This is a genomic window from Massilia sp. TSP1-1-2 (assembly GCF_049896185.1).
Lineage (GTDB): Bacteria > Pseudomonadota > Gammaproteobacteria > Burkholderiales > Burkholderiaceae_D > Telluria_A.
The window spans coordinates 32,406-51,680 of the sequence record NZ_JAFCTU010000005.1; the positions used below are offsets into that span (position 1 = coordinate 32,406).

At 64.0% G+C, this 19,275-nt stretch carries 14 protein-coding genes; 5 read left to right on the forward strand and 9 right to left on the reverse strand.

The features are described from left to right. Positions 1-13: 13 nt before the first annotated feature. The 9 genes from ACP7BV_RS05715 to ACP7BV_RS05755 form a co-directional block, all read right to left on the reverse strand. Positions 14-685 carry a response regulator gene (locus tag ACP7BV_RS05715; protein WP_426102418.1) on the reverse strand — a complete coding sequence of 224 codons (672 nt, stop codon included), beginning with the start codon at positions 683-685 and terminating at the stop codon, positions 14-16. Further along, the gene (locus ACP7BV_RS05720) at positions 682-2,196 is read right to left on the reverse strand and encodes an ATP-binding protein (RefSeq protein ID WP_426102420.1); all 1,515 of its coding nucleotides are present in this window, start codon (positions 2,194-2,196) and stop codon (positions 682-684) included. The genes ACP7BV_RS05715 and ACP7BV_RS05720 overlap by 4 nt, the downstream gene beginning before the upstream one ends. A gap of 62 nt (positions 2,197-2,258) precedes the next feature. After that, on the reverse strand, positions 2,259-4,367 hold the full coding sequence (locus ACP7BV_RS05725; protein ID WP_426102422.1) for a TonB-dependent receptor plug domain-containing protein: 2,109 nt from the start codon (positions 4,365-4,367) through the stop codon (positions 2,259-2,261). 134 nt (positions 4,368-4,501) lie between these two features. After that, on the reverse strand, positions 4,502-5,182 hold the full coding sequence (locus tag ACP7BV_RS05730) for a Fe2+-dependent dioxygenase (RefSeq protein ID WP_426102424.1): 681 nt from the start codon (positions 5,180-5,182) through the stop codon (positions 4,502-4,504). Positions 5,183-5,185: 3 nt separating this feature from the next. Further along, the gene (locus ACP7BV_RS05735; RefSeq protein ID WP_426102426.1) at positions 5,186-6,523 is read right to left on the reverse strand and encodes a sulfite reductase subunit alpha; all 1,338 of its coding nucleotides are present in this window, start codon (positions 6,521-6,523) and stop codon (positions 5,186-5,188) included. After that, positions 6,520-7,536, reverse strand: a complete 1,017-nt coding sequence (locus tag ACP7BV_RS05740) for an FAD:protein FMN transferase (protein WP_426102428.1) — start codon at positions 7,534-7,536, stop codon at positions 6,520-6,522. Before ACP7BV_RS05740 ends, ACP7BV_RS05735 begins: the two co-directional genes overlap by 4 nt. 8 nt (positions 7,537-7,544) lie before the next feature. Further along, positions 7,545-8,378, reverse strand: coding sequence for a DUF4198 domain-containing protein (locus ACP7BV_RS05745; RefSeq protein ID WP_426102430.1), 834 nt, complete (start codon positions 8,376-8,378; stop codon positions 7,545-7,547). Between the two features lie 10 nt (positions 8,379-8,388). After that, positions 8,389-8,904: a DUF2271 domain-containing protein gene (locus tag ACP7BV_RS05750; protein WP_426102432.1), complete on the reverse strand. Its 516-nt coding sequence runs from the start codon at positions 8,902-8,904 to the stop codon at positions 8,389-8,391. Positions 8,905-8,912: 8 nt separating this feature from the next. After that, positions 8,913-9,527: a PepSY-associated TM helix domain-containing protein gene (locus ACP7BV_RS05755; RefSeq protein WP_426102434.1), complete on the reverse strand. Its 615-nt coding sequence runs from the start codon at positions 9,525-9,527 to the stop codon at positions 8,913-8,915. 203 nt (positions 9,528-9,730) lie between these two features. Between ACP7BV_RS05755 and ACP7BV_RS05760 the strand changes: the two genes are divergently transcribed. From ACP7BV_RS05760 to ACP7BV_RS05780, 5 genes are all read left to right on the forward strand, one after another. After that, a complete protein-coding gene (locus tag ACP7BV_RS05760; protein WP_426102436.1) occupies positions 9,731-12,049 on the forward strand; it encodes a catecholate siderophore receptor Fiu in 2,319 nt (772 codons plus the stop codon). A 132-nt stretch (positions 12,050-12,181) separates the two neighbouring features. Next, positions 12,182-14,437: a TonB-dependent receptor domain-containing protein gene (locus tag ACP7BV_RS05765; protein ID WP_426102438.1), complete on the forward strand. Its 2,256-nt coding sequence runs from the start codon at positions 12,182-12,184 to the stop codon at positions 14,435-14,437. Positions 14,438-14,713: 276 nt separating this feature from the next. Continuing rightward, positions 14,714-17,569 carry a 2-oxoglutarate dehydrogenase E1 component gene (locus tag ACP7BV_RS05770; RefSeq protein WP_426102440.1) on the forward strand — a complete coding sequence of 952 codons (2,856 nt, stop codon included), beginning with the start codon at positions 14,714-14,716 and terminating at the stop codon, positions 17,567-17,569. Positions 17,570-17,630: 61 nt separating this feature from the next. Next, positions 17,631-18,884 carry a 2-oxoglutarate dehydrogenase complex dihydrolipoyllysine-residue succinyltransferase gene (gene odhB / locus ACP7BV_RS05775; RefSeq protein WP_426102442.1) on the forward strand — a complete coding sequence of 418 codons (1,254 nt, stop codon included), beginning with the start codon at positions 17,631-17,633 and terminating at the stop codon, positions 18,882-18,884. A gap of 58 nt (positions 18,885-18,942) precedes the next feature. Then, on the forward strand, positions 18,943-19,272 hold the full coding sequence (locus ACP7BV_RS05780; protein ID WP_426102444.1) for a PspC domain-containing protein: 330 nt from the start codon (positions 18,943-18,945) through the stop codon (positions 19,270-19,272). Positions 19,273-19,275: the final 3 nt, after the last annotated feature.

Consider the following 19,275-nt stretch of genomic DNA (forward strand, 5'->3'; position numbering starts at 1 on the left):
GACTGCAGCGCGACTACAGTTCGAAGCGGTATCCCAGCCCGTAGACCGACCCGATGGCATCCTGCTGCGGCAGCACTGCCGAGATCTTGCGCCGCAGGTTCTTGATGTGGCTGTCGACGGCGCGGTCACACACGTCCAGGCTGTCCTGCCGTGCCAGGTCCAGCAGCTGCGCGCGTGAAAATACGTGGCCGCGCCGGCGCGCCATGCCGGCCAATATATTAAATTCACTCGGCGTGAGCTCCAGCGCATGCCCGGCGATGCTGATCCGCTGCGCCGCCTCGTCGATCACGCACACGCTGGCCGGCGCACCCGGCTGCACCCGGCGCAGGATCACCTTGATGCGCGCCATCAGCTCGCGCGGGCTGAAAGGCTTGCACAGGTAGTCGTCCGCTCCGCTTTCCAGGCCGAGCAGGCGGTCAAGTTCCTCCACCCGCGCCGTAACCATGATGATCGGTACGTCCGAGAACGCGCGTACGGCGCGGCACAGCGACAGGCCGTCCAGTCCGGGCAGCATCAGGTCCAGCACCAGCATGTCGGGAACGCCGGTCTTGAGCGCGGCCAGCGCCTGGGCGCCGTCGCCAAAGACGGTGGGCAGGTAGCCGCTTGCGCGGGCGTAATCGGCGACCAGTGCCGCCAGCTCCGGTTCATCTTCGACAATAAAGACGCTGCAGACGCGCGCGCTCATGCCGGCGCCACGGCCAGGCGCACCCGTACCTGCAGGCCACCTTTGCTTGAGCGCGCAAAGGCGATCTGGCCGCCATGCGTGCTGACGATGCGCTGGCACAGCGCCAGGCCAAGGCCGGCGCCGCCGTGCGCGCGGCTGCGCGAGCCCTCCACCCGGTAGAACCGCTGACCTAGATGGGCCAGCGCGTCGTCCGGCACGCCCGCTCCGCTGTCGTCAATCGTCAACTCGATTACGCCGTCAAGTTCGCGCGCCGCCATGACGATGGCCGAACCCTCGCCGCAATAACGGATGCAGTTCTCGAACAGGTTGGCCAGGACCTGGCGCATGCGCTCCCGGTCAGCCTGCACCATGCAAGGACGCGGTTCGCAAGCGACCGAGTAAGCGATGCCGGCGCAGGCGAATTTTTCGGCGAATGCTGCGCCCTGTTCGCAGGCCAGCTGCCACAGGTCGAGCGTCTCGCGCTGGTAGTCGATTTCGCCGACGTCGGCGCGCGCCAATGCGTACAGCTGGTCGATCAACTTGTTAAGCGACAGCACCTGGCGCAGCATCGCCGCGGTGCCTTCGGCGCTGGCCGGGCGCACGCCGTCCTGTACCGCTTCGAGCTGGGCGCGCAGCACCGACAGGGGCGTACGCAGTTCGTGCGAGGTGTCGGCCACCCACTGGCGGCGCGACGCCTCGACCTGATCGAGCTTTTGCGCAAGCGCGTTGAAGCTGGCCGCCAGTTCGCCCAGTTCGTCGCTGCGCGCCACCGGCAACCGCGTGTCGTAGCGGCCGGCCGCCAGTTCCCGGGCACCGTCGGCCAGGCGCAAAATGGGCTTACGAAAGTGCGCCGCCAGCAGCACCGCGGCCAGGCCGCTTAAGGCCAGGCTGGCCGCGAGGATGACCCACAGGCTGTCCTTCATCTGCTGCAAAAATACACCCGACATGGCGTCGCTCGGCCGCGCGGCCCTGGCCACCACCAGGTAGGCAAACGACTTTCCATTGGCGTTGATGGCGCGCCGCGCACCAGGCTCGCCAGCGCTGCGCCGCCCGGCCAGGTAGCGGCCGTCGGCGTCGAGCAAGGTCACGCGGTCTTGCAGGCCAAGGCGGTCGACCAGCTCGCGGTCTTCCGGCTGCACCATGTCAGCTTGCTCAGCCTGCAAAGCCGGCGGCGGCAGGGGCGGTGGTTCTATCGCCTGGCCCGGGTAAGGTGGTTGCGGTGGCACTGGGGGTTCCGGCGGCGCCGGCGGCACCGGGGGCGCCACGCGCATCCGCTGCTGCTGCAGGCGCGCCAGTTCGGCGCTGATCCAGCGGGCGCGATCGCCGCTAATGAAGTCCCAGTTTTTCCGCGCCTGGTACTGGCGCGCTATGTCGCCCGAGAGTTGCTCCAGCCGGTCAAGCTCGATGTTGACTGCGTACTCGCCAAAGCTGTTCATCACGTTCTGGCGCATTAGCGTAATGGCGGTCGCCGCGACGGCGAGGATCGCGAGCAGGACCGAGACGAACAGGCGGTGACCGATGGAGACTCTCAAGCGATGATCCGGGACGAAGAAAGTCCCAGTGTATCGCGTTTACAGTCGTCGCAGCGGCGGGTTCAGAAGCGCAGCGAAATGCCCATGTCGATTGAGCGACCGGGAGCGGGAAGGGTGGTCAGCGCGCCTTTGTCCGCCGCAAGTCCGGCAAGGTAGACGCCGCCCAGCGGGTCATTGTAGGCCCTGTCCATCAGATTGCTGATGCCCATGGTGAGCAGCAGGCCGTTCTTCCACTGATAGGCGGTGCGGACATTGAGCAGCGCGAAACCGCTGGTAACGCTCTCCAGGCGGCGGCTGTCGATGCGGTCCTTGCGGGCCACGGCCTTGACTTCGAACTGGCTATTCCAGGCGCCGTCGCGCTGTTCGAGCGCCAGCAACACATTGGGCGGCATCATGCGGTAAAGCGCTCCGTCATCATTCCGTTTGCCACGGGTGAGCGATGCGTAACCGGTGAAGTTCAACTCGCCGATCGCGGACTTGCGCGCAACCGGCGCTTTCCACGACAGGTTGGCGCCATACAACGTGGCGTCGTGGTTGGCAAAGCGCAGCAGCGCGCCTTTCGCCTGTTGCGACTGGTAGGGATTGAAGGCGCCGACCGTGTCAACGTCGATGTAGTCGTTCACCCGGTTGTAGTACGGCGCCAGTTTCACGAACCAGTTGCTGCCTTGCCCTCCGTGCCAGTGCATGGTCGCGCTGAGGGTTTGGGCGATTTCCGGTTTCAGGTCGACGTTGCCCACATAGCCGTTGCCATCGCCAAACCAGTTCGTCATCGTCATGGCCATCACGCCCCGGCCCCACGCAAAGCGCTCATACAGGTTGGGCGAACGCGTCTTGCGGCCGTAGCCGAGTTCCAGGTCGAAGCTTGATCCCGGTTCGTAGCGCGCGGTTGCCGTCAGGTCCAGGTTGCCGTCACTTTTTTGGCGCGATCGGGCATTGAAGGCTTGCGCCGCTGCCGCGTCGGCCGCGTTCATCATATTGCTGGCGTAGGCCTGCACCGCGCCGGCATCGGCGCGCACCCGTTCGTGGCGCGCGCCCAGCTGGGTGATCCAGTTCGCGCCAATATGGCTGACCAGCTCGCCGTACAGCGCCAGGCGGCTGCGCTCGCCATCCTTGATGTTCACATACGTTTGCGGCCCCATCATCATCGAGCCGGGGACGGCGGGCCAATAATCCTGCAGCTTGAAGCCATGGTATTCATGGCCGACACGCAGCAGCTGATCCTCGCTCAGCGCGAGCGTTGCGCGCGCCGTGTAGCCGAAGTTGCGGCCCTCGGTCAGCATGGGCATTGCGCCTTTGCGCTCCGGCGTGAAAAAGCCCATTTTGTGCTTGGTGCGCTGCCAGTAGCTGGTGACATCAAGTTCGCCCCAGCCATATTGGCCCAGGTAAGCCAGCGTGGTATGGTCGGCCGTGTTGTCCGTCATGTCCATGTACTGGTTGGGAAAGCCCTGGTAGGGAATGCGCTGGGTGCCGGCGCGCAGGGTCAGGCGGTGGCCGTCTTGGCGGTAACCGAGCGTGACGCCCAGGTTGGTGCTCTTGTACATGCTGGCCAGGACAGTGCGTCCATTGCCATCTTGGTAGCTGTGCGCCTTGGCCTGCGCACCGTCGAACGAGAAACTGAAGCGTTCACTGGCGATGGCGCCGCTGGCGCCCACCGATACGGTCTGGTTGACGCTGCGGGTGGTCAAGGATACGCTGCCCTCGGTACGCAAGGGCGCGCCCGGCTTGGCGAACACCGGTACCGCCGTGCTGATGTTGATGGTGCCGCCGATATTGTCGCCACCGTTGCTAACCGGCGTGACGCCGGCGCTCAGTTCGATCGACTGCACCTGCTTGGGGTCCAGGTAGGACATGGGCGGATTCATGTGATTGGCGCAGGCCGAGGTCACTTCCATGGCGCCGATGCGGATCTTGAGCCGGTCGTCACCCAGGCCGTTGACGATCGGCAGTCCGGACACGCCGCCGCTGGTGGCCACGGCAAAGCCGGGGGTGCCGGCCAGCAGGCCCGCACTGTCGCTGCTTGCCTCCATCCGGTATGGGTAACTCTCCAGCAGCTTGGCCGAAATCACCACGGTAGGAATGGCAGCGGCCGGTGCATTGTGGTCGGCGTAAGCAGTTGTGCTGGCGCCGCCGAATGCGAGAACAATCGACAGGGAGAGGATGGAGCGTTTCATGTTTTGCTTTCTTTTGGAGTGCGTACTGATGCGTTTTGCGTTGCAACAATAGTCACGCACTTGCAATGGACGGCGCCTTGACCCAGATCAATAGAAATGGATGGGCCACAGAAGGTGGCCGATGTAGCGCGCTATTACAGTTCGGCCCACATCCTGAGCAGGTTGTGATAGTGGCTGGTGAGCGAGACCACGTCGTCCACGTCACCCACGCGCTGGCGCAGGCGCAAGATGGTCTGGTCCAGTTCCGTCAGCATGGCGCGCCGCGCGTCGTCGCGCACCATGCTCTGGATCCAGAAGAACGAGCACACGCGCGTGCCGCGCGTAACCGGCTCCACTTTATGCACGCTTGACGACGGATACAGGATCAGGTCCCCGGCGGGCAGCTTGACTTCATGCGTGCCGTAGGTGTCCGCGACCACCAGTTCGCCGCCGTCGTACTCGTCGGGATCGGCCAGGAACAAGGTGCACGACAGGTCGGTGCGCAGCGGCAGGACGCTGCCCGGCACATTGCGCACGGCGCCGTCGACGTGAAGGCCGTAATGCTCGCCGCCGGCGTAGCTGTTGAACAGCGGCGGCACGGTGCGCAGCGGCAGCGCAGACGATATGAACAGCGCGTGGCTGGCCAGCGCCGCGAGGATCTCGGCGCCCAGTGCCACTGCCAGCGGCGACGTTTCCGGCAGCTGGCGGTTGCGCTTGACTTGCGCGCCCTGCGGCCCGACCGTGGCGCGGCCGTCGCTCCAGTGGGCCTCGTCCAGCGCGCGGCGCATGGCTGCCACCTGCTCGCGCGTCAGTACTTCGGGTATGTGCAGCATCATGGCTTAATAGACGTCCCGTCGATAGCGGCCAGCAGCGTCGAGCTGGTCGAGTTGTTGCTGGCCCAGGGCGGCAACCAGGGCGTCGTGTACGCCGCCCGCCATTCCCTGCAGGCTGCCGCACACGTAAATGGCCGCGCCCTGGGCGACCCAGTCGCGCAGCGGTGTTTCGCGCGCGGCAAGCACGTGCTGGACGTAGCGCAGCGCCCCGCCGTCGCGCGAGAAGGCCAAATCCAGCTGCGCCAAGGCGCCGCTGCGCTGCCATTCTTCGATCTCATGCTGGAACAGGTAGTCGTGCTGCGCGTTGCGTTCGCCAAACACCAGCCAGGTGCGCGCCGCGCCGCTTGCCACGCGGCTTTTCAGGTGGGCCCGCAGGCCCGCGATGCCAGTGCCGTTCCCGATCAGGATCATCGGGCGCTGTGCATTGGCGCCGGCGTGAAAGCGCTTGTGTTCGCGCAGGCGCAGTGCGATTGTGTCGTTCTTGCCGGCCTGGGTGCACAGCCAGCCGGAGGCGGCGCCTTCGCTGCCGTCTTCATGCAGGTGCAGGCGCACCAGCAGTTCAATGCTGCCGTCGGCCGGCAGCGATGCAATCGAATATTCGCGCGGATAATCGGGCGCCGCTGGTGCGCTTACCTGCACCAGGTCGCCCGCCTGCCAGGCCGGCAGCGCACCGTCCACCGGTTGCAGCGACAGCAAGTACGCGGGTGCGCCCGCGCTGCCTGCGTTGAGCACCCGCCGCGCGGCGATGCGCCACTGTCCGTATTGCGGCGCGCTCCAGTCGGGCGCGTCGCTGGTGCCTGCCAGGTGGCTCAGGTGATGCTGCCAGGCTTGCAGCGCGGCCGGCGCCACGCGGTCCGCTTCGATCCGCGCGAACAGCGACCGGGCGCCGCGTGCGCCCAGCGCCGCGTCCATGCTACGGCCAAAGCCGCAGAAGTGCGCATAGCTGGTGTCGCCCAATGCCAGTACGCCGTAGTGCAGCCGCGACAAGTCTGCGGTGCTGCTTGCGAGCATGCGGGCAAAGCGCGCGCCGCTGTCGGGCGCATCGCCCTCGCCGTAGGTGCTGACGATGAACAGGATGCGTGGCGCGGCCAGCAGTTCGGTCTCGCCGATGTCGTCCATGCTCGCCACTTGCACGGTCAGGCCGCCAGTGGCCAGCGTGGCGCGCGTGCGCTCGGCCAAAAATTCGCAGGTGCCGGTCTGGCTTGCGTGCACCACCAGCCAGTCGGCCTGGCCTGCGGGGGCAGCGGCGCGTCGTTTTCCGCGCAACGTCGCCACGCAGACACCCGCGTAGGCAAACAGCATGGCGCCAGCCAGGGCCCAGCGCGCCGGATCAATGTTGATCATTGCAGCATCGCCTGGAAGGCAGTGGTGCTCACTTCTTCCAGTCCGCTTGGTCCGCGCAGCAGGAAGCGTGCCGCCAGCCGGTGCTGTTCGGCGAAATGCATGCGGGCTTCCACGCCGAGCGCGGACAAAGCGGTGGACAAGGCGTCGGCCGCCATACAGGACTGGTGCAGCACGGTGACCGATGCGATGTTGTTCTCAATAGGGTAGCCGGTGCGCGGGTCGAGCGTGTGCGAGGCGCGGGCGCCGCGATGCTGGTAGTGGCGCCGGTAGTCGCCTGAAGTGGCCACCGCGAGCCCGTGCAAGGCGACCACGGTCGACGCCTGTTCGCCCGCGTCGGGCACGCCTTCGAGCGTGACCCACCACGGCTGGCCGTCCGGCTTCACGCCAGCGCCGCGCAGTTCGCCGCCCACTTCCACCAGATAGTGGTGCACGCCGCGCAGCTCGAGGCTGGCGGCCAGCTGGTCGACCGCATATCCTTTGGCTACCGATGACAGGTCGATCTGGACGCCGCCCGGCTGCAGCACGCGGCGCGCCGCAGCTTCAACTGCAAGGCGCGAACGGTCCTGGCGCGCCATGATGGCCGTGATTTCACTGTCGGACGGCGGGTGAAAATCGGGTTCGTCGTAGCGCCCGTGCGCGCCAAAGCCCCAGCAATTGACCAGCGCGCCGCTGCACGGATCGTAAGCGCCGCCGCTGGCGTCGGCCACCTCCAGCGCATAGCTGAGCACTTCGTAAAATGCGCACGGCAACTGGTGCCAGGAGCCGGCAGGCGCGCTGTTGAAGCGGCTCAGGTCCGAGTCGCTCTCCCAGTGGCTCATTTGCGCGACCACGATGTCGAGCTGGCGCTGCAGTTGTGCGGCGAGGGCGCCGACGTTGGCCGCCTGCTCGCCCGGCGCGAGCACGGCGCGCGCGCTCCACGAGGTGCCCATGGTGCTGCCGGCCGCGTCATACACGGCGCTGCCCAGCGCCATCTGGCCGGGCGAGAGCGATGTGGGAACGAGGACGCGGCGCACGGTGCTCTTTACTCCGGCAGGATTTCGAGCGTGGCAGCGTAGCTGAAGCGGCGCGTGTCGGCCGGTCCCGTCTCTGGCAAGCCTTTTTCCATGGCCGGCGGGTAAGCGGCGTGCAGCCAGTACATGCCGGCCGCCGGCAGCTTGATCGAGCTCTCGCCCTTGGCATCGGTGACTAGGCGCTGCTCGCCGAGCACGCCGCGATAGCGCACGCCGCCTGGCGTGAAGCTGAAGGCAAAGTTGGGCAGCGGTTTGCCATCGAGCTGGAAGCGCCAGGTCGCCTTTTCGCCGCTGCGCATCTCGGTCGGGTGCGTGACGGGCACCATTTCCAGTCCCACGCCGGACGGCTTGAGCGCGCCGCTGCTGGCGCGGTTGGCGGTGACGAAAGTCTCCAGCCGGTTGTGCGAGCGCATCGTGCGCACTTCAGTTGCGCCAGCCGGAATGGCCTTGGCCAGTTCCGCTTCGGCGCCGCGGAAACGCTTGGTCTCCGTGCCGCCGGCTTCCTTGTAGCTGGCCATGACGGCACTCGTTACCAGGCTCACTTTATAGGTGCCGTTCTTGGTCAGCTTGAGGTCGAAGCTGCTGCGCTGCTTGCCCATCAGCGGCGTGGGAACGGGGGTTGCGGCGCCATCCGGATCGGTGACCATGGCCGCGTCGAGCTTGAGGGCCTGGTGGTCGATGTCGAACAAGCCTTCGGACACGGCGCCGTCAATCGTCACCCATGGCTCCTTGCCTTCGGCGTTGGTCTGCTGTGGCAGCAGCCATGGACGGTGCGCGCTGGCCTGCAGCGACAGTGTGGCCAGCGCGAGCGCCAGCAGGGTCTTGCCGATGTATCGAATGGTCATGGCTGAGGCCTTAAGGGTTGATCTGAAGTGTGACGGCGCCCAGTTCTTCCTGGCCGCGCGCGGTGTGCGTTTGCTTGCCGGACAGCGGCAGCTTGAACGGCACGCGCACCAGTTCGCGCCCGCCCGCTTCGCGCGCCGCCTCGATGACCAGTTGGTAGTCGCCGGCGGGCAGCTTGTCGATCTGGTTGAGGGCAGGGCCAAAGCTCATTTTTTGCTCCCCCGTGGCGCGCGTGGCGCCGCTCACGCCGTCCATCGGCAGCGTCATGTCGCGCCCGCTCTTGCGCCAGAAGGTGCGCAAGTCCTTGACCCATTTGGCGCCGCCGTTTTCCTTCTTTTTAACGTCGTACAGCACGGCCAGGTTGGTCACGGCCGGCTTGCCGGCGCTTTCCAGCCACATGGCGACATACGGGCGGTGGTACTCGGCCACGTTCAGTTGCGGGATCTCGAACTTGACTGCCAGCTCGGCGCCGACGGCCCAGCTGCTTAGCATCGGAAGGCCCAAGGCCAGCGTGTGGTGTAGTTTCATAGGTCAGCTTAATGAGTAAATAGGAGGGCGAGCAGCACTGGCACCAGGATGCCAAGGCCGATCACAGGCCAGGTGGAGGGCCGGTTGGCCGCATGCAGTTTCATGATCAAAAATCCGGTGATGGCAAACACCAGGCAGGCAATGGCGAAGATGTCGATGAACCAGCTCCAGACGGCGCCGGTATTGCGCCCCTTGTGCAGGTCGTTCAGCCATGAGATGGCGCCGCGGTCGGTCTTTTCGTATTCGGCGGCGCCGTCGGCGGCGATGCGCAGCCAGGCGTCGCCGCCGGGACGCGGCAGCGGCACGTAGGCTTCGCCATCTTCCCATTCCGCAGGCACGCCGGCCACGTCGATGTTGAAGCTTTTCCTGGCCCATGCCGCCACGTCCGTGGGCAGCGCTTGTTTGGCCGCGCCGCCAGCCAACTGGGCAAGCAGCGTGGCGGGCAGGGCCGCCTTGCGATTGACAACCTGCGGCTTGGCCTCGATTTGCGAGGCGTGATTGAGCGTAAAGCCGGTGACGGCGAACATCAACAGTCCGAGCAGGCACAGCGCTGCACTAATCCAATGCCAGCGGTGCAGGTTCTTGAGCCAAACCGCGCGGCTGGCGCTGGGGACGGACGACATCGTGGCCTTTGAATCATGAGTGGATGCAAATGATAACTATTATCATTTGATGAGTCAACATGAAAGAATGTAAATTTCTGTTGCCAAATAGCGCTTGCCATCAGTAATAAGAATGATTATCATTCGCGTTCAATGATTTTTAGCCAGCCAAGCCGCGCAGCCCAGCCAGCCAGTTCCATCATCCGATTCGCTGGGAGAACACCTTGTCTTATATCCGCAACCGCAAGCACCTATCCGCACGCCCCTCGCTCGCCCCCTCGTCCTTGGCCTACTCCTTCATTGCGCTCGCCGCGCTTGGTGCTCCGCTGCTCGCCCAGGCCCAGGTCCATGCTCAAAGCGCCGGCGCCGAAACGCGGATGCCGGAAACCACCGTCACCGCCACTGCCGACGTACCTTACAAGGCTAACAAGGTATCCTCACCCAAGTTGACCCAGCCACTGCTCGACACGACCCAGACCATTTCGGTCATCAAGAAGGAACTGATTGCCGAGCAGGGCGCCTCGTCAATTGTCGATGCCTTGCGCAACACGCCCGGCATTACGCTGCAAATGGGCGAAAACGGCAACACCAGCGCCGGCGACACCTTCCAGATGCGCGGGTTTGCCACCCAGTCGTCGATTTTCGTCGACGGCGTGCGCGACCTCGGCGCCGTCACGCGCGACGCCTTCAATATTGAACAGATCGAAGTATCCAAAGGCCCCGCCGGAGCCGACATTGGCCGCGGCGCCGCGTCCGGCTATATCAACCTGGCCTCCAAGAACGCCCAGACGGACGACTTCAACACGGGTACCGCCAGCATCAACAGCGCCAGCAACAAGCGCATCACGGCCGATGTCAATCGGCCCCTCGGCGCGACCAGCGCACTGCGCTTGAACGTGATGGCGCAAGATGGCGGCGTCACGGGGCGCAAGCATGTCAAGAACTCCGCGCTCGGCATTGCGCCTTCGCTGGCGCTGGGTCTGGGCACGCCCACCCGCGTGTCGCTGCAATCGCAGCACATCCGCCAGGACAAGCTGCCCGACGGCGGCATTCCCAGTATCGGCCTGAAGGGCTTTTATAACGGGGACGCAGCGGTACGCGCCGGCGCGCGCGTCGACTCGCACAATTTTTACGGCATTGACAGCGATTTTGAAAAGGTGCATGCCGATATGCTGACCGTGAAGGTTGAGCACGACCTGGCCGGTGGCAGCAAACTGTCGAACGTTTCCCGCTACGGCAAGTCCAACATTGATCGCATTCTGACCGGCATGAATGCCATTACCGCCACCGCCGGCAGCGCGCCGTCCACCTGGACCATCGCGCGAACGCGCCAGTCGGTACTGCAAGATAACGAGATCCTTGCCAATCAGACCAACCTGGTGACTGAATTCACGCTAGGCGGCGTGGCGCATACCGTTTCGAGCGGCCTTGAATTCATGTCGGAAAAGCAGAATGCGTTTGGGCGCAGCGGCCTTGGCATCGTCAACGGCAACAATACTGCCAATTTGTACAAGCCGGGCGTCAACGATGCCGTCACCGCGCTTGCGCCCGTACTCAATGGCGTCTACACGCGCGGCGCGACGACCACTGCGGCAGCGTACGCGTTCGACACCGTCAAGCTGAGCGAGAAGTTCCACCTCAACGGCGGCCTGCGGGTGGAGCACTACAACACCGAGGCCAATTCGGCCTCCCTGTCCACGGCCACCAGCCACCCGAGCCTGCCGGTGGGGACCGTCGTCGCTGCGCCTTATCTGAAAGATTCGGGCAAGCTGGTCAGCTGGAAGGCCGGCGCGCTGTACAAACCGGTGCCCGAAGGCAGCATCTATGCAGCGTTCGCCACGTCAAAAACACCGCCTGGCAGCAGCAACTTTGCGCTTAGTGCAAGCGCCGGCAATGTCAACGCGCCGAACATGGTTCCGCAAACCACGCGCAACGTTGAAATCGGCACCAAGTGGGACGTGTTGGGCAAGACGTTGGCCAAGACGCTGGCACTGACGGCGGCTGTCTATCGCACGGAAAACCTGAATGAAATCAGCTTGCTCGATGCGCCGACAAATACCTATTCGCAGCTGGGCAAGCGCCGCGTGCAGGGCCTGGAACTGGGCATGGTCGGGCAGTTCACCCGCAATTGGCAGGTCACGGCGGGCGTGGCGACAATGAAGAACAAGATCGTCGAAGGCACCACCGGCGCCAATGCAGCCGGCGCGCAGGTGCGCTGGTCGCCGGACGTCACCGCCACCGTCTGGTCGAGCTACAAGGTCAACGACAAGCTCACTGTCGGCGGTGGCGCCCGCTACGTGTCGGAGCAAAAGCGCTTGATCGACCCAACCCTGAATGCCGCGACGCAAAACGTGCCGCAGGTGGACGGTTACGCGGTGGCCGACGCGGTGCTGTCGTACAAGGTGAGCAAGCATGTCAGCTTGCAGCTCAATGTCTACAACCTGTTCGACAAGTTCTATGTCAATTCACTGAACAATGGCGGTTCGCGCTTCACGCTCGGCCCGAAGCGATTTTCACAATTGTCTGCCAGCATCGCATTCTGATAAGCTTGTGGTAGCGAGGGATTGGCTGCACCAATCCTTCCTTCATGCGACAGCGCCGTTTCCTTCAAAAATGGAGGCCCGGCGCTTTTTTTGGTTGCCGCCGTACGTACATTTTCTGCAAACTACGCTCTGATGAATCCAGCAATTCGCACCCCACTGATTTTTGCGGCGTTCGCCGCGCTGAGCGCCGGCACGGTGGCCAACGCGCAAACGCCGGCAGTGACCACGCCTGCGGCCAAGCCCGCCAAGCCAGCGGTGGCGCCCGTCGTCACGGTCGAGGGCGAGCGCCCGACCAATCGCATCGACCGCCAGGTCTACGACGTCAAGTCCGATGCCGCCACGACCAATAATTCTGCCGCCGATGCCTTAAGCAACGTGCCGTCCGTCACGGTGGACCCGGACGGCACGGTCAGCCTGCGCGGCAGCACCAATGTGCAGATTTTGGTCGATGGCAAGCCATCGGCCATGCTCCAGGGCGACAGCCGTGGCGCGGCCCTGAATGCCATGCCGTCGCAGGATATCGAATCGATCGAAGTGATCAACAATCCCGGCGCGCAATTTGGCAACGAAGGCGGCGGTGGGCCGATCCTGAACCTGGTCATGCGGCGCAACCGCACGCCGGGCGGCCTGGGCGTGCTCAACGCCAACGTTGGTCCTGACGGGCGCGCCAACACGGCGCTGTCGGGCAGCTATCAGCAAGGCAAGCTGGGCTTCCAGGGCGGCTTGCACTTTCGCCGCGACGGGCGCAATAGCGAGGGGGAATCGACGCGCGAGCGGACCGATCCGCGCAGCGGCCTGCTGACGTCCAGCAGCCAGCGATCAGAGTCGACCGGGCTGAATAATTCTGCCGGTTTCAATGCGGGCTTGACCTACAACCTGGACGCCAAGACCGTGCTGGGCGCGCAAGCGAGTCTGATGCGCCGGGACAACGACCAGCGCACCATGGATCACTACACCAGCACCTCAAACGGGCTCGCACCCCCACTCGACTACCAGCGCAGCGCTCAGCGCGGCGGCGACAGTGCAAACGCCAGCTGGGGCGTGCGACTGGAACGCAAGGGCAGTGTGCCCGGCGAAACTTTCAAAATGGATTTGCGCGTCTCCTCGTCGGACAACAGTGCCGACAGCGCGTTTCGCAATACCTACGCAACGAGCAGCCTGCCAGAGCGGCGCAGCCGCCAGAACAATGTTACCGGCAGCAAGGTCGCCGATTTCACGGGCGACTACGAGCGCCCGGTCGAGAAGGGCATCGTCAAGCTGGGCTACAAACTGTCGGACATGCAGAACAGCTTTGGCACGCTGTATGCCGAAACCGATCCGCTGAGCGGCATGGAGCGTTTCGTGGCCGCGCGCAGCAATGAATTCCGGGTCGACGAGACCAATCTGGCGCTGTACGGTTCGTACCAGCGGCGCCTGAACGAGCGCTGGGGCGTGCTCGGCGGCTTGCGCGTAGAGCATACGGCGGTCGACGTGCATCAGCTGACCAGCGCAATCGAGGCGAGCAACAGCTACACAAACTATATTCCCAGCATGTACGTGAGTTACAAGGCATCTGAGGATGGCAACTTGCGGCTGAGCTATTCGCACCGCATCCGCCGGCCCAACGGCAGTGACTTGAACCCCTACGTGGTCTACCGGGACGAACTCAATGTGTCGGCCGGTAACCCTATGCTGCGTCCGTCGCAGTCCGATTCGCTGGAACTCGGCTACGAAACGCGCTTCGGCATTGTCGAAACCAGCCTGCGCGGCTACCTGCGCAAGGAGCGCGATTCCATCTCCGAGCGCAGCTACTTCATCAGCGACACCGTGCTGCTGACCACGCGCGACAATGCGGGCGAGAGCCGCGCCGGCGGCGTCGAGTTTTCATTGAGCGGCAAACTCAGTCCGACGCTGTCGTTCAATACCAGCGGCAACCTGGCGCGCGCCGAACAGCGCAGCTTCGACAGCACCGGCGCGGCGCTGGTGCGCCAGAGCAGCTCGCTGAGCGGGCGCGCACGGGTCAGTTATCAGCCCACACCCAAGGACCAGCTGCAGTTCAGCGTGAACGCGCAGGGCAAGACGCTGACCGGGCAGGGCTTTCGCGAGCCGTCCGCCACGGCCAACCTGAGCCTGCGCCACGCACTCACGCCGCGCCTGAACCTGGTCATGAACGTGACCGACCTGTTTGACTCGAACAAAATCTCGACCGTCATCGACACGCCGCTGCTGCGGGAAACCAGCGAGCGTCGCGTGGATGGCCGCTTGCTGTATGTGGGCTTGTCGTACCGTTTTGGCGGGGTGACGGGCGGCGCTGACCGCCAGCCGGGCGCGCGCCGCGAGGGCCGCCCGCGGCCTCCTGGCGCCGGCGAGGGGCGCGGCGAGCGCGGGCCGGAGCAGGGCGGCGAGTAGCACCTGCCCAGTCAACATTGGCAGTGCGATCACGAATGCTTGGTGATCGCCAACATGTGATCGCACGCGAGGAAAACATGATCGCTGACTTTTTTCACGATTGCTGATGTTGCGTTACAATGTCGTGCGCTATTCTCATGTGCTTTTCAAAGAATCTCGCAAGCAACAAAAGTCCTTCCCCACAACTTGATGTGCAATCCGCTAACCGGTCAGGCCGTGTCGCGGAAGGTTAGATTAACCCGCCAAACTCGCGAAGCGCGAAGAAAGGTGAGCAAGATGATGCAACAATACACTGCCAACTCCTATTTGTTCGGCGGTAATGCGCCCTACGTTGAAGAGTTGTATGAAGCCTACCTGGACAATCCAGGATCTGTGCCCGACAACTGGCGCGCGTACTTCGACTCCATGCAGAATGTCCCCGCTGTCGACGGCTCGAACAAGCCCGACGTCGTGCATTCGTCCGTCATTGCATCGTTCGCCGAGCGCGCCAAGGCCGGCCCGATCCGCGTCGTCACCGCCTCGACCGACCCGGACATGGGCCGCAAGCGCGTCGCCGTCACCCAGCTGATCGCCGCCTACCGCTACCTCGGTTCCCAGTGGGCCAACCTGGACCCGCTGCAGCGCCAGGAGCGCCCCACGATTCCTGAACTCGATCCATCGTTCTACGGCTTCAATGACGCCGACATGGACATCGTGTTCAACATCAGCAACACCTATTTCGGCCCCGAGACGTGCTCGCTGCGCGACCTGCTCAACATGCTGCGCGATACCTACTGCCGTTCGATCGGCGCCGAATTCATGTACATCGGCGACCCGGCAGAAAAACGCTGGCTGCAGGAAAAGCTCGAGTCGATCCGCTCCACGCCAAGTTTTACCGCTGAAAAGAAAACCCACATCCTCGACCGCCTGACCGCGGCCGAAGGCCTTGAGCGCTACCTGCACACCAAGTACGTGGGCGCCAAGCGCTTCTCGCTCGAAGGCTCCGAGTCGTTCATCGCCTCGATCGACGAAACCATCCAGCGCGCTGGCGAAAAAGGCGTGCAGGAGATCGTCATCGGCATGGCCCACCGCGGCCGCCTGAACGTATTGGTCAACACCCTGGGCAAGTCGCCGCAGGAACTGTTCGAAGAATTCGAAGGCAAGCACGGCGACGACCTGCCGTCGGGCGACGTCAAGTATCACCAAGGTTTTTCGTCCGATATCTCGACCGTCGGCGGTCCGGTTCACCTGTCGCTCGCGTTCAACCCGTCCCACCTCGAGATCGTCAACCCGGTGGTTGAAGGCTCGGTCAAGGCGCGCATGGAACGCCGCGGCGACAAGGAAGGCGCGCAAGTACTGCCGATCCTGGTCCACGGCGACGCTGCTTTCGCCGGCCAGGGCGTGGTCATGGAAACGCTGAACCTTGCGCAAACCCGCGGCTACGGCACGGGCGGCACGATGCACATCGTGATCAACAACCAGATCGGCTTTACCACGTCGGACCCGCGCGACGCGCGCTCCACGCTGTACTGCTCGGACGTGGTCAAGATGATCGAAGCGCCCGTGCTGCACGTGAACGGCGACGATCCTGAAGCGGTGGTACTGGCTACGCAAATTGCGCTCGACTACCGCATGCAGTTCAAGAAGGATGTTGTGGTCGACATCATCTGCTACCGCAAGCTCGGTCACAACGAGCAGGACACCCCGGCGCTGACGCAGCCGCTGATGTACAAGAAAATCGCCCAGCATCCGGGCACCCGCAAGCTGTATGCGGACAAGCTGGGCGCGCAGGGCACGCTGCCGCTGGACGCGGGCGACAAGATGGTGGCGGCCTTTCGCGACGCCATGGACGCCGGCAAGCACACGGTCGACCCGGTCATTTCCAATTTCAAGAACAAGTACGCGGTCGACTGGCTGCCGTTCCTGAACCGCAAATGGACCGACTCGGCCGACACCGCCGTGCCGATGACGGAACTCAAACGCCTGGCCACCCGCATCACCACCGTGCCGGACGACTTTAAGGTCCACTCGCTGGTCGAAAAAGTGCTGGCTGACCGCGCCTCGATGGGCCGCGGCGAATTGAACCTGGACTGGGGCATGGGCGAGCACCTCGCCTACGCGTCGCTGGTGTCGTCCGGCTACGCGATCCGCCTGTCGGGCCAGGATGCCGGGCGCGGAACGTTCACCCACCGCCACGCCGTACTGCACGACCAGAACCGCGAGCGCTGGGATTCGGGCACCTATGTCCCGCTGTGCAATGTGTCGGAGTCGCAGGCGCCGTTCACGGTCATCGATTCGGTCCTGTCCGAAGAAGCCGTGCTGGCCTTTGAGTACGGCTACTCGACCGCCGAGCCAAACACGCTGACCATCTGGGAAGCGCAGTTCGGCGACTTTGCCAACGGCGCGCAAGTGGTCATCGACCAGTTCATCGCGTCGGGCGAAGTGAAATGGGGCCGCGCCTCGGGCCTGGTGATGATGCTGCCGCACGGTTACGAAGGCCAGGGTCCCGAGCACTCCTCCGCGCGTCCCGAGCGTTTCTTGCAGCTGTGCGCAGACAACAACATGCAAGTGGTGCAGCCGACCACGGGCGCACAGATCTTCCACCTGCTGCGCCGCCAGATGGTGCGCCAGTTCCGCAAGCCTTTGGTGATTTTGACGCCGAAGTCGCTGTTGCGTAACAAGGATGCCAGTTCGCCGCTGCAGGAATTGGCCAAGGGCGCGTTCCAGACCGTGATTGGCGAGATGGACGAGAAAATCGACGCCAAGAAGGTCAAGCGCGTGATCGCTTGCTCGGGCAAGGTCTATTACGACCTGGTCAACAGCCGCAAGACGCGTGGCGTTAGCGACGTTGCCATCATTCGTATCGAACAGTTGTATCCGTTCCCGCACAAGTCGTTCGCGGCAGAACTGAAGAAGTTCCCGAACTTCACCGAACTGGTATGGACGCAGGATGAACCGCAAAATCAGGGACCTTGGTTCCAGATCCAGCACAACATCTTTGAAAGTTTGGAATCGGGCCAGCGCCTGGCGTATGCGGGCCGTCCGGCTTCTGCGTCGCCTGCCGTCGGCTACGGCGACAAGCACAACGCGCAGCAGAAGGAATTGCTGGACACCGCGTTTTCGAAGCTCAAGGGTTTCATCCTCACCAAATAACTGATGCGCTCGCGCCTCGCCAGGAGCGGGGCGCCGCTAATAACAAGATACGGAGTTTTACATGGCACAAATCGAAGTCAAGGTCCCAGTGTTGTCTGAGTCGGTCGCTGAAGCGACCCTGCTTTCATGGCATAAAAAAGTCGGCGAGCCGGTCGCGCGCGACGAAAACCTGATCGACATCGAAACCGACAAGGTGGTCCTGGAACTGCCGGCGCCAAACGCCGGCGTGATCATCCAGATCCTCAAGACCGACGGCAGCACCGTCATGGCCGGCGAAGTGATCGCCATCATCGACACCGAAGGCACCGCCAAGGTCAGCCCGCTGGAAGTGTCGAGCGCGCCGGTGCAGGTGGAAGCGCCCGCCGCTGCCGCTGCAGCCCCGGCCGCAGGGACCAAGGGCGATATCGCCATGCCTGCCGCCGCCAAAATCCTGGCCGACAACACCATGACGACGTCGAACGTGACCGGCACCGGCAAAGACGGCCGCGTGACCAAGGGCGACGTGCTGGGCGCAGTGGCGGCTGGCGTGAAGCCTGCAGCGCCGGCGCCACTGGCCCCGGCCGCCGCCAAGCCTGCGCTGCAGCAGGTGGCCGCCCCAGCGATCAACTTTGGCGAGCGTCCGGAAGAGCGCGTGCCGATGAGCCGCCTGCGCGCCCGCATTGCCGAGCGCCTGGTAATGTCGCAGTCGACCAACGCGATTCTGACCACGTTCAATGAAGTGAACATGCAGCCGGTGATCGACCTGCGCAACAAGTACAAGGACAAGTTCGAGAAAGAGCACGGCGTCAAGCTGGGTTTCATGTCGTTCTTCGTCAAGGCCGCCGTCGCCGCGCTCAAGAAGTACCCGATCATCAATGCCTCGGTCGACGGCAACGACATTGTTTACCACGGCTACTTCGACATCGGTATCGCGGTTGGTTCGCCGCGCGGCCTGGTGGTGCCTATCTTGCGCAATGCCGACCAGATGTCGATCGCCGAAATCGAAAAGAAGATCGGTGAATTCGGCAACAAGGCCAAGGAAGGCAAGCTGACGCTGGAAGACCTGACCGGCGGCACGTTCTCGATCTCGAACGGCGGCACTTTCGGCTCCATGCTTTCGACGCCGATCATTAACCCGCCGCAGTCGGCCATCCTGGGCGTGCACGCGACCAAGGACCGCGCCGTGGTCGAAAACGGCCTGGTCGTGGTGCGTCCGATGAACTACCTGGCGATGTCGTACGACCACCGCATCATCGACGGGCGCGAAGCGGTCCTCGGCCTGGTGGCGATGAAGGAAACGCTGGAAGACCCGGCGCGTCTGCTGCTGGATCTGTAACCGGGAGGCGCGCTGCCTGCGGCGTGCCCTTGCTGATTTATGTGAATGAGGTGGCACCATGAATATCTCGGATGAAATCAAGCGTTTGCACGATCTGCACCAGGCCGGCGCGCTCAGCGCAGCCGAATACGAACAGGCCAAGGCCAAAGTACTGGCCTCCCAGGTCAACCTGGCCAAGCCATCGGCGGGCGACGACTTCGTCAGCGAAATAGCGCGCCTGCGCCGTTCGCGCAGCGACCGCACGCTTGGCGGCGTGTGCGGTGGCCTGGCGCGCGTCTCGGGCGTCGAGTCCTGGGTCTGGCGCCTGGTATTCGCGCTGTGCGTCATCTTTGCCGGTTTCGGCATCTTTATCTATCTGCTGATGTGGATATTCGTACCAGAAGAATAAAAG

What these genes read in the sequence shown, in the direction of transcription:
- ACP7BV_RS05715 (WP_426102418.1), bottom strand. Translation starts at nt 685, where the DNA reads ATGAGCGCGCGCGTCTGCAGCGTCTTTATTGTCGAAGATGAACCGGAG.
- ACP7BV_RS05725 (WP_426102422.1), bottom strand. Translation starts at nt 4,367, where the DNA reads ATGAAACGCTCCATCCTCTCCCTGTCGATTGTTCTCGCATTCGGCGGC.
- ACP7BV_RS05730 (WP_426102424.1), bottom strand. Translation starts at nt 5,182, where the DNA reads ATGATGCTGCACATACCCGAAGTACTGACGCGCGAGCAGGTGGCAGCC.
- ACP7BV_RS05735 (WP_426102426.1), bottom strand. Translation starts at nt 6,523, where the DNA reads ATGATCAACATTGATCCGGCGCGCTGGGCCCTGGCTGGCGCCATGCTG.
- ACP7BV_RS05745 (WP_426102430.1), bottom strand. Translation starts at nt 8,378, where the DNA reads ATGACCATTCGATACATCGGCAAGACCCTGCTGGCGCTCGCGCTGGCC.
- ACP7BV_RS05750 (WP_426102432.1), bottom strand. Translation starts at nt 8,904, where the DNA reads ATGAAACTACACCACACGCTGGCCTTGGGCCTTCCGATGCTAAGCAGC.
- ACP7BV_RS05755 (WP_426102434.1), bottom strand. Translation starts at nt 9,527, where the DNA reads ATGTCGTCCGTCCCCAGCGCCAGCCGCGCGGTTTGGCTCAAGAACCTG.
- ACP7BV_RS05765 (WP_426102438.1), top strand. Translation starts at nt 12,182, where the DNA reads ATGAATCCAGCAATTCGCACCCCACTGATTTTTGCGGCGTTCGCCGCG.
- ACP7BV_RS05770 (WP_426102440.1), top strand. Translation starts at nt 14,714, where the DNA reads ATGATGCAACAATACACTGCCAACTCCTATTTGTTCGGCGGTAATGCG.
- odhB (WP_426102442.1), top strand. Translation starts at nt 17,631, where the DNA reads ATGGCACAAATCGAAGTCAAGGTCCCAGTGTTGTCTGAGTCGGTCGCT.
- ACP7BV_RS05780 (WP_426102444.1), top strand. Translation starts at nt 18,943, where the DNA reads ATGAATATCTCGGATGAAATCAAGCGTTTGCACGATCTGCACCAGGCC.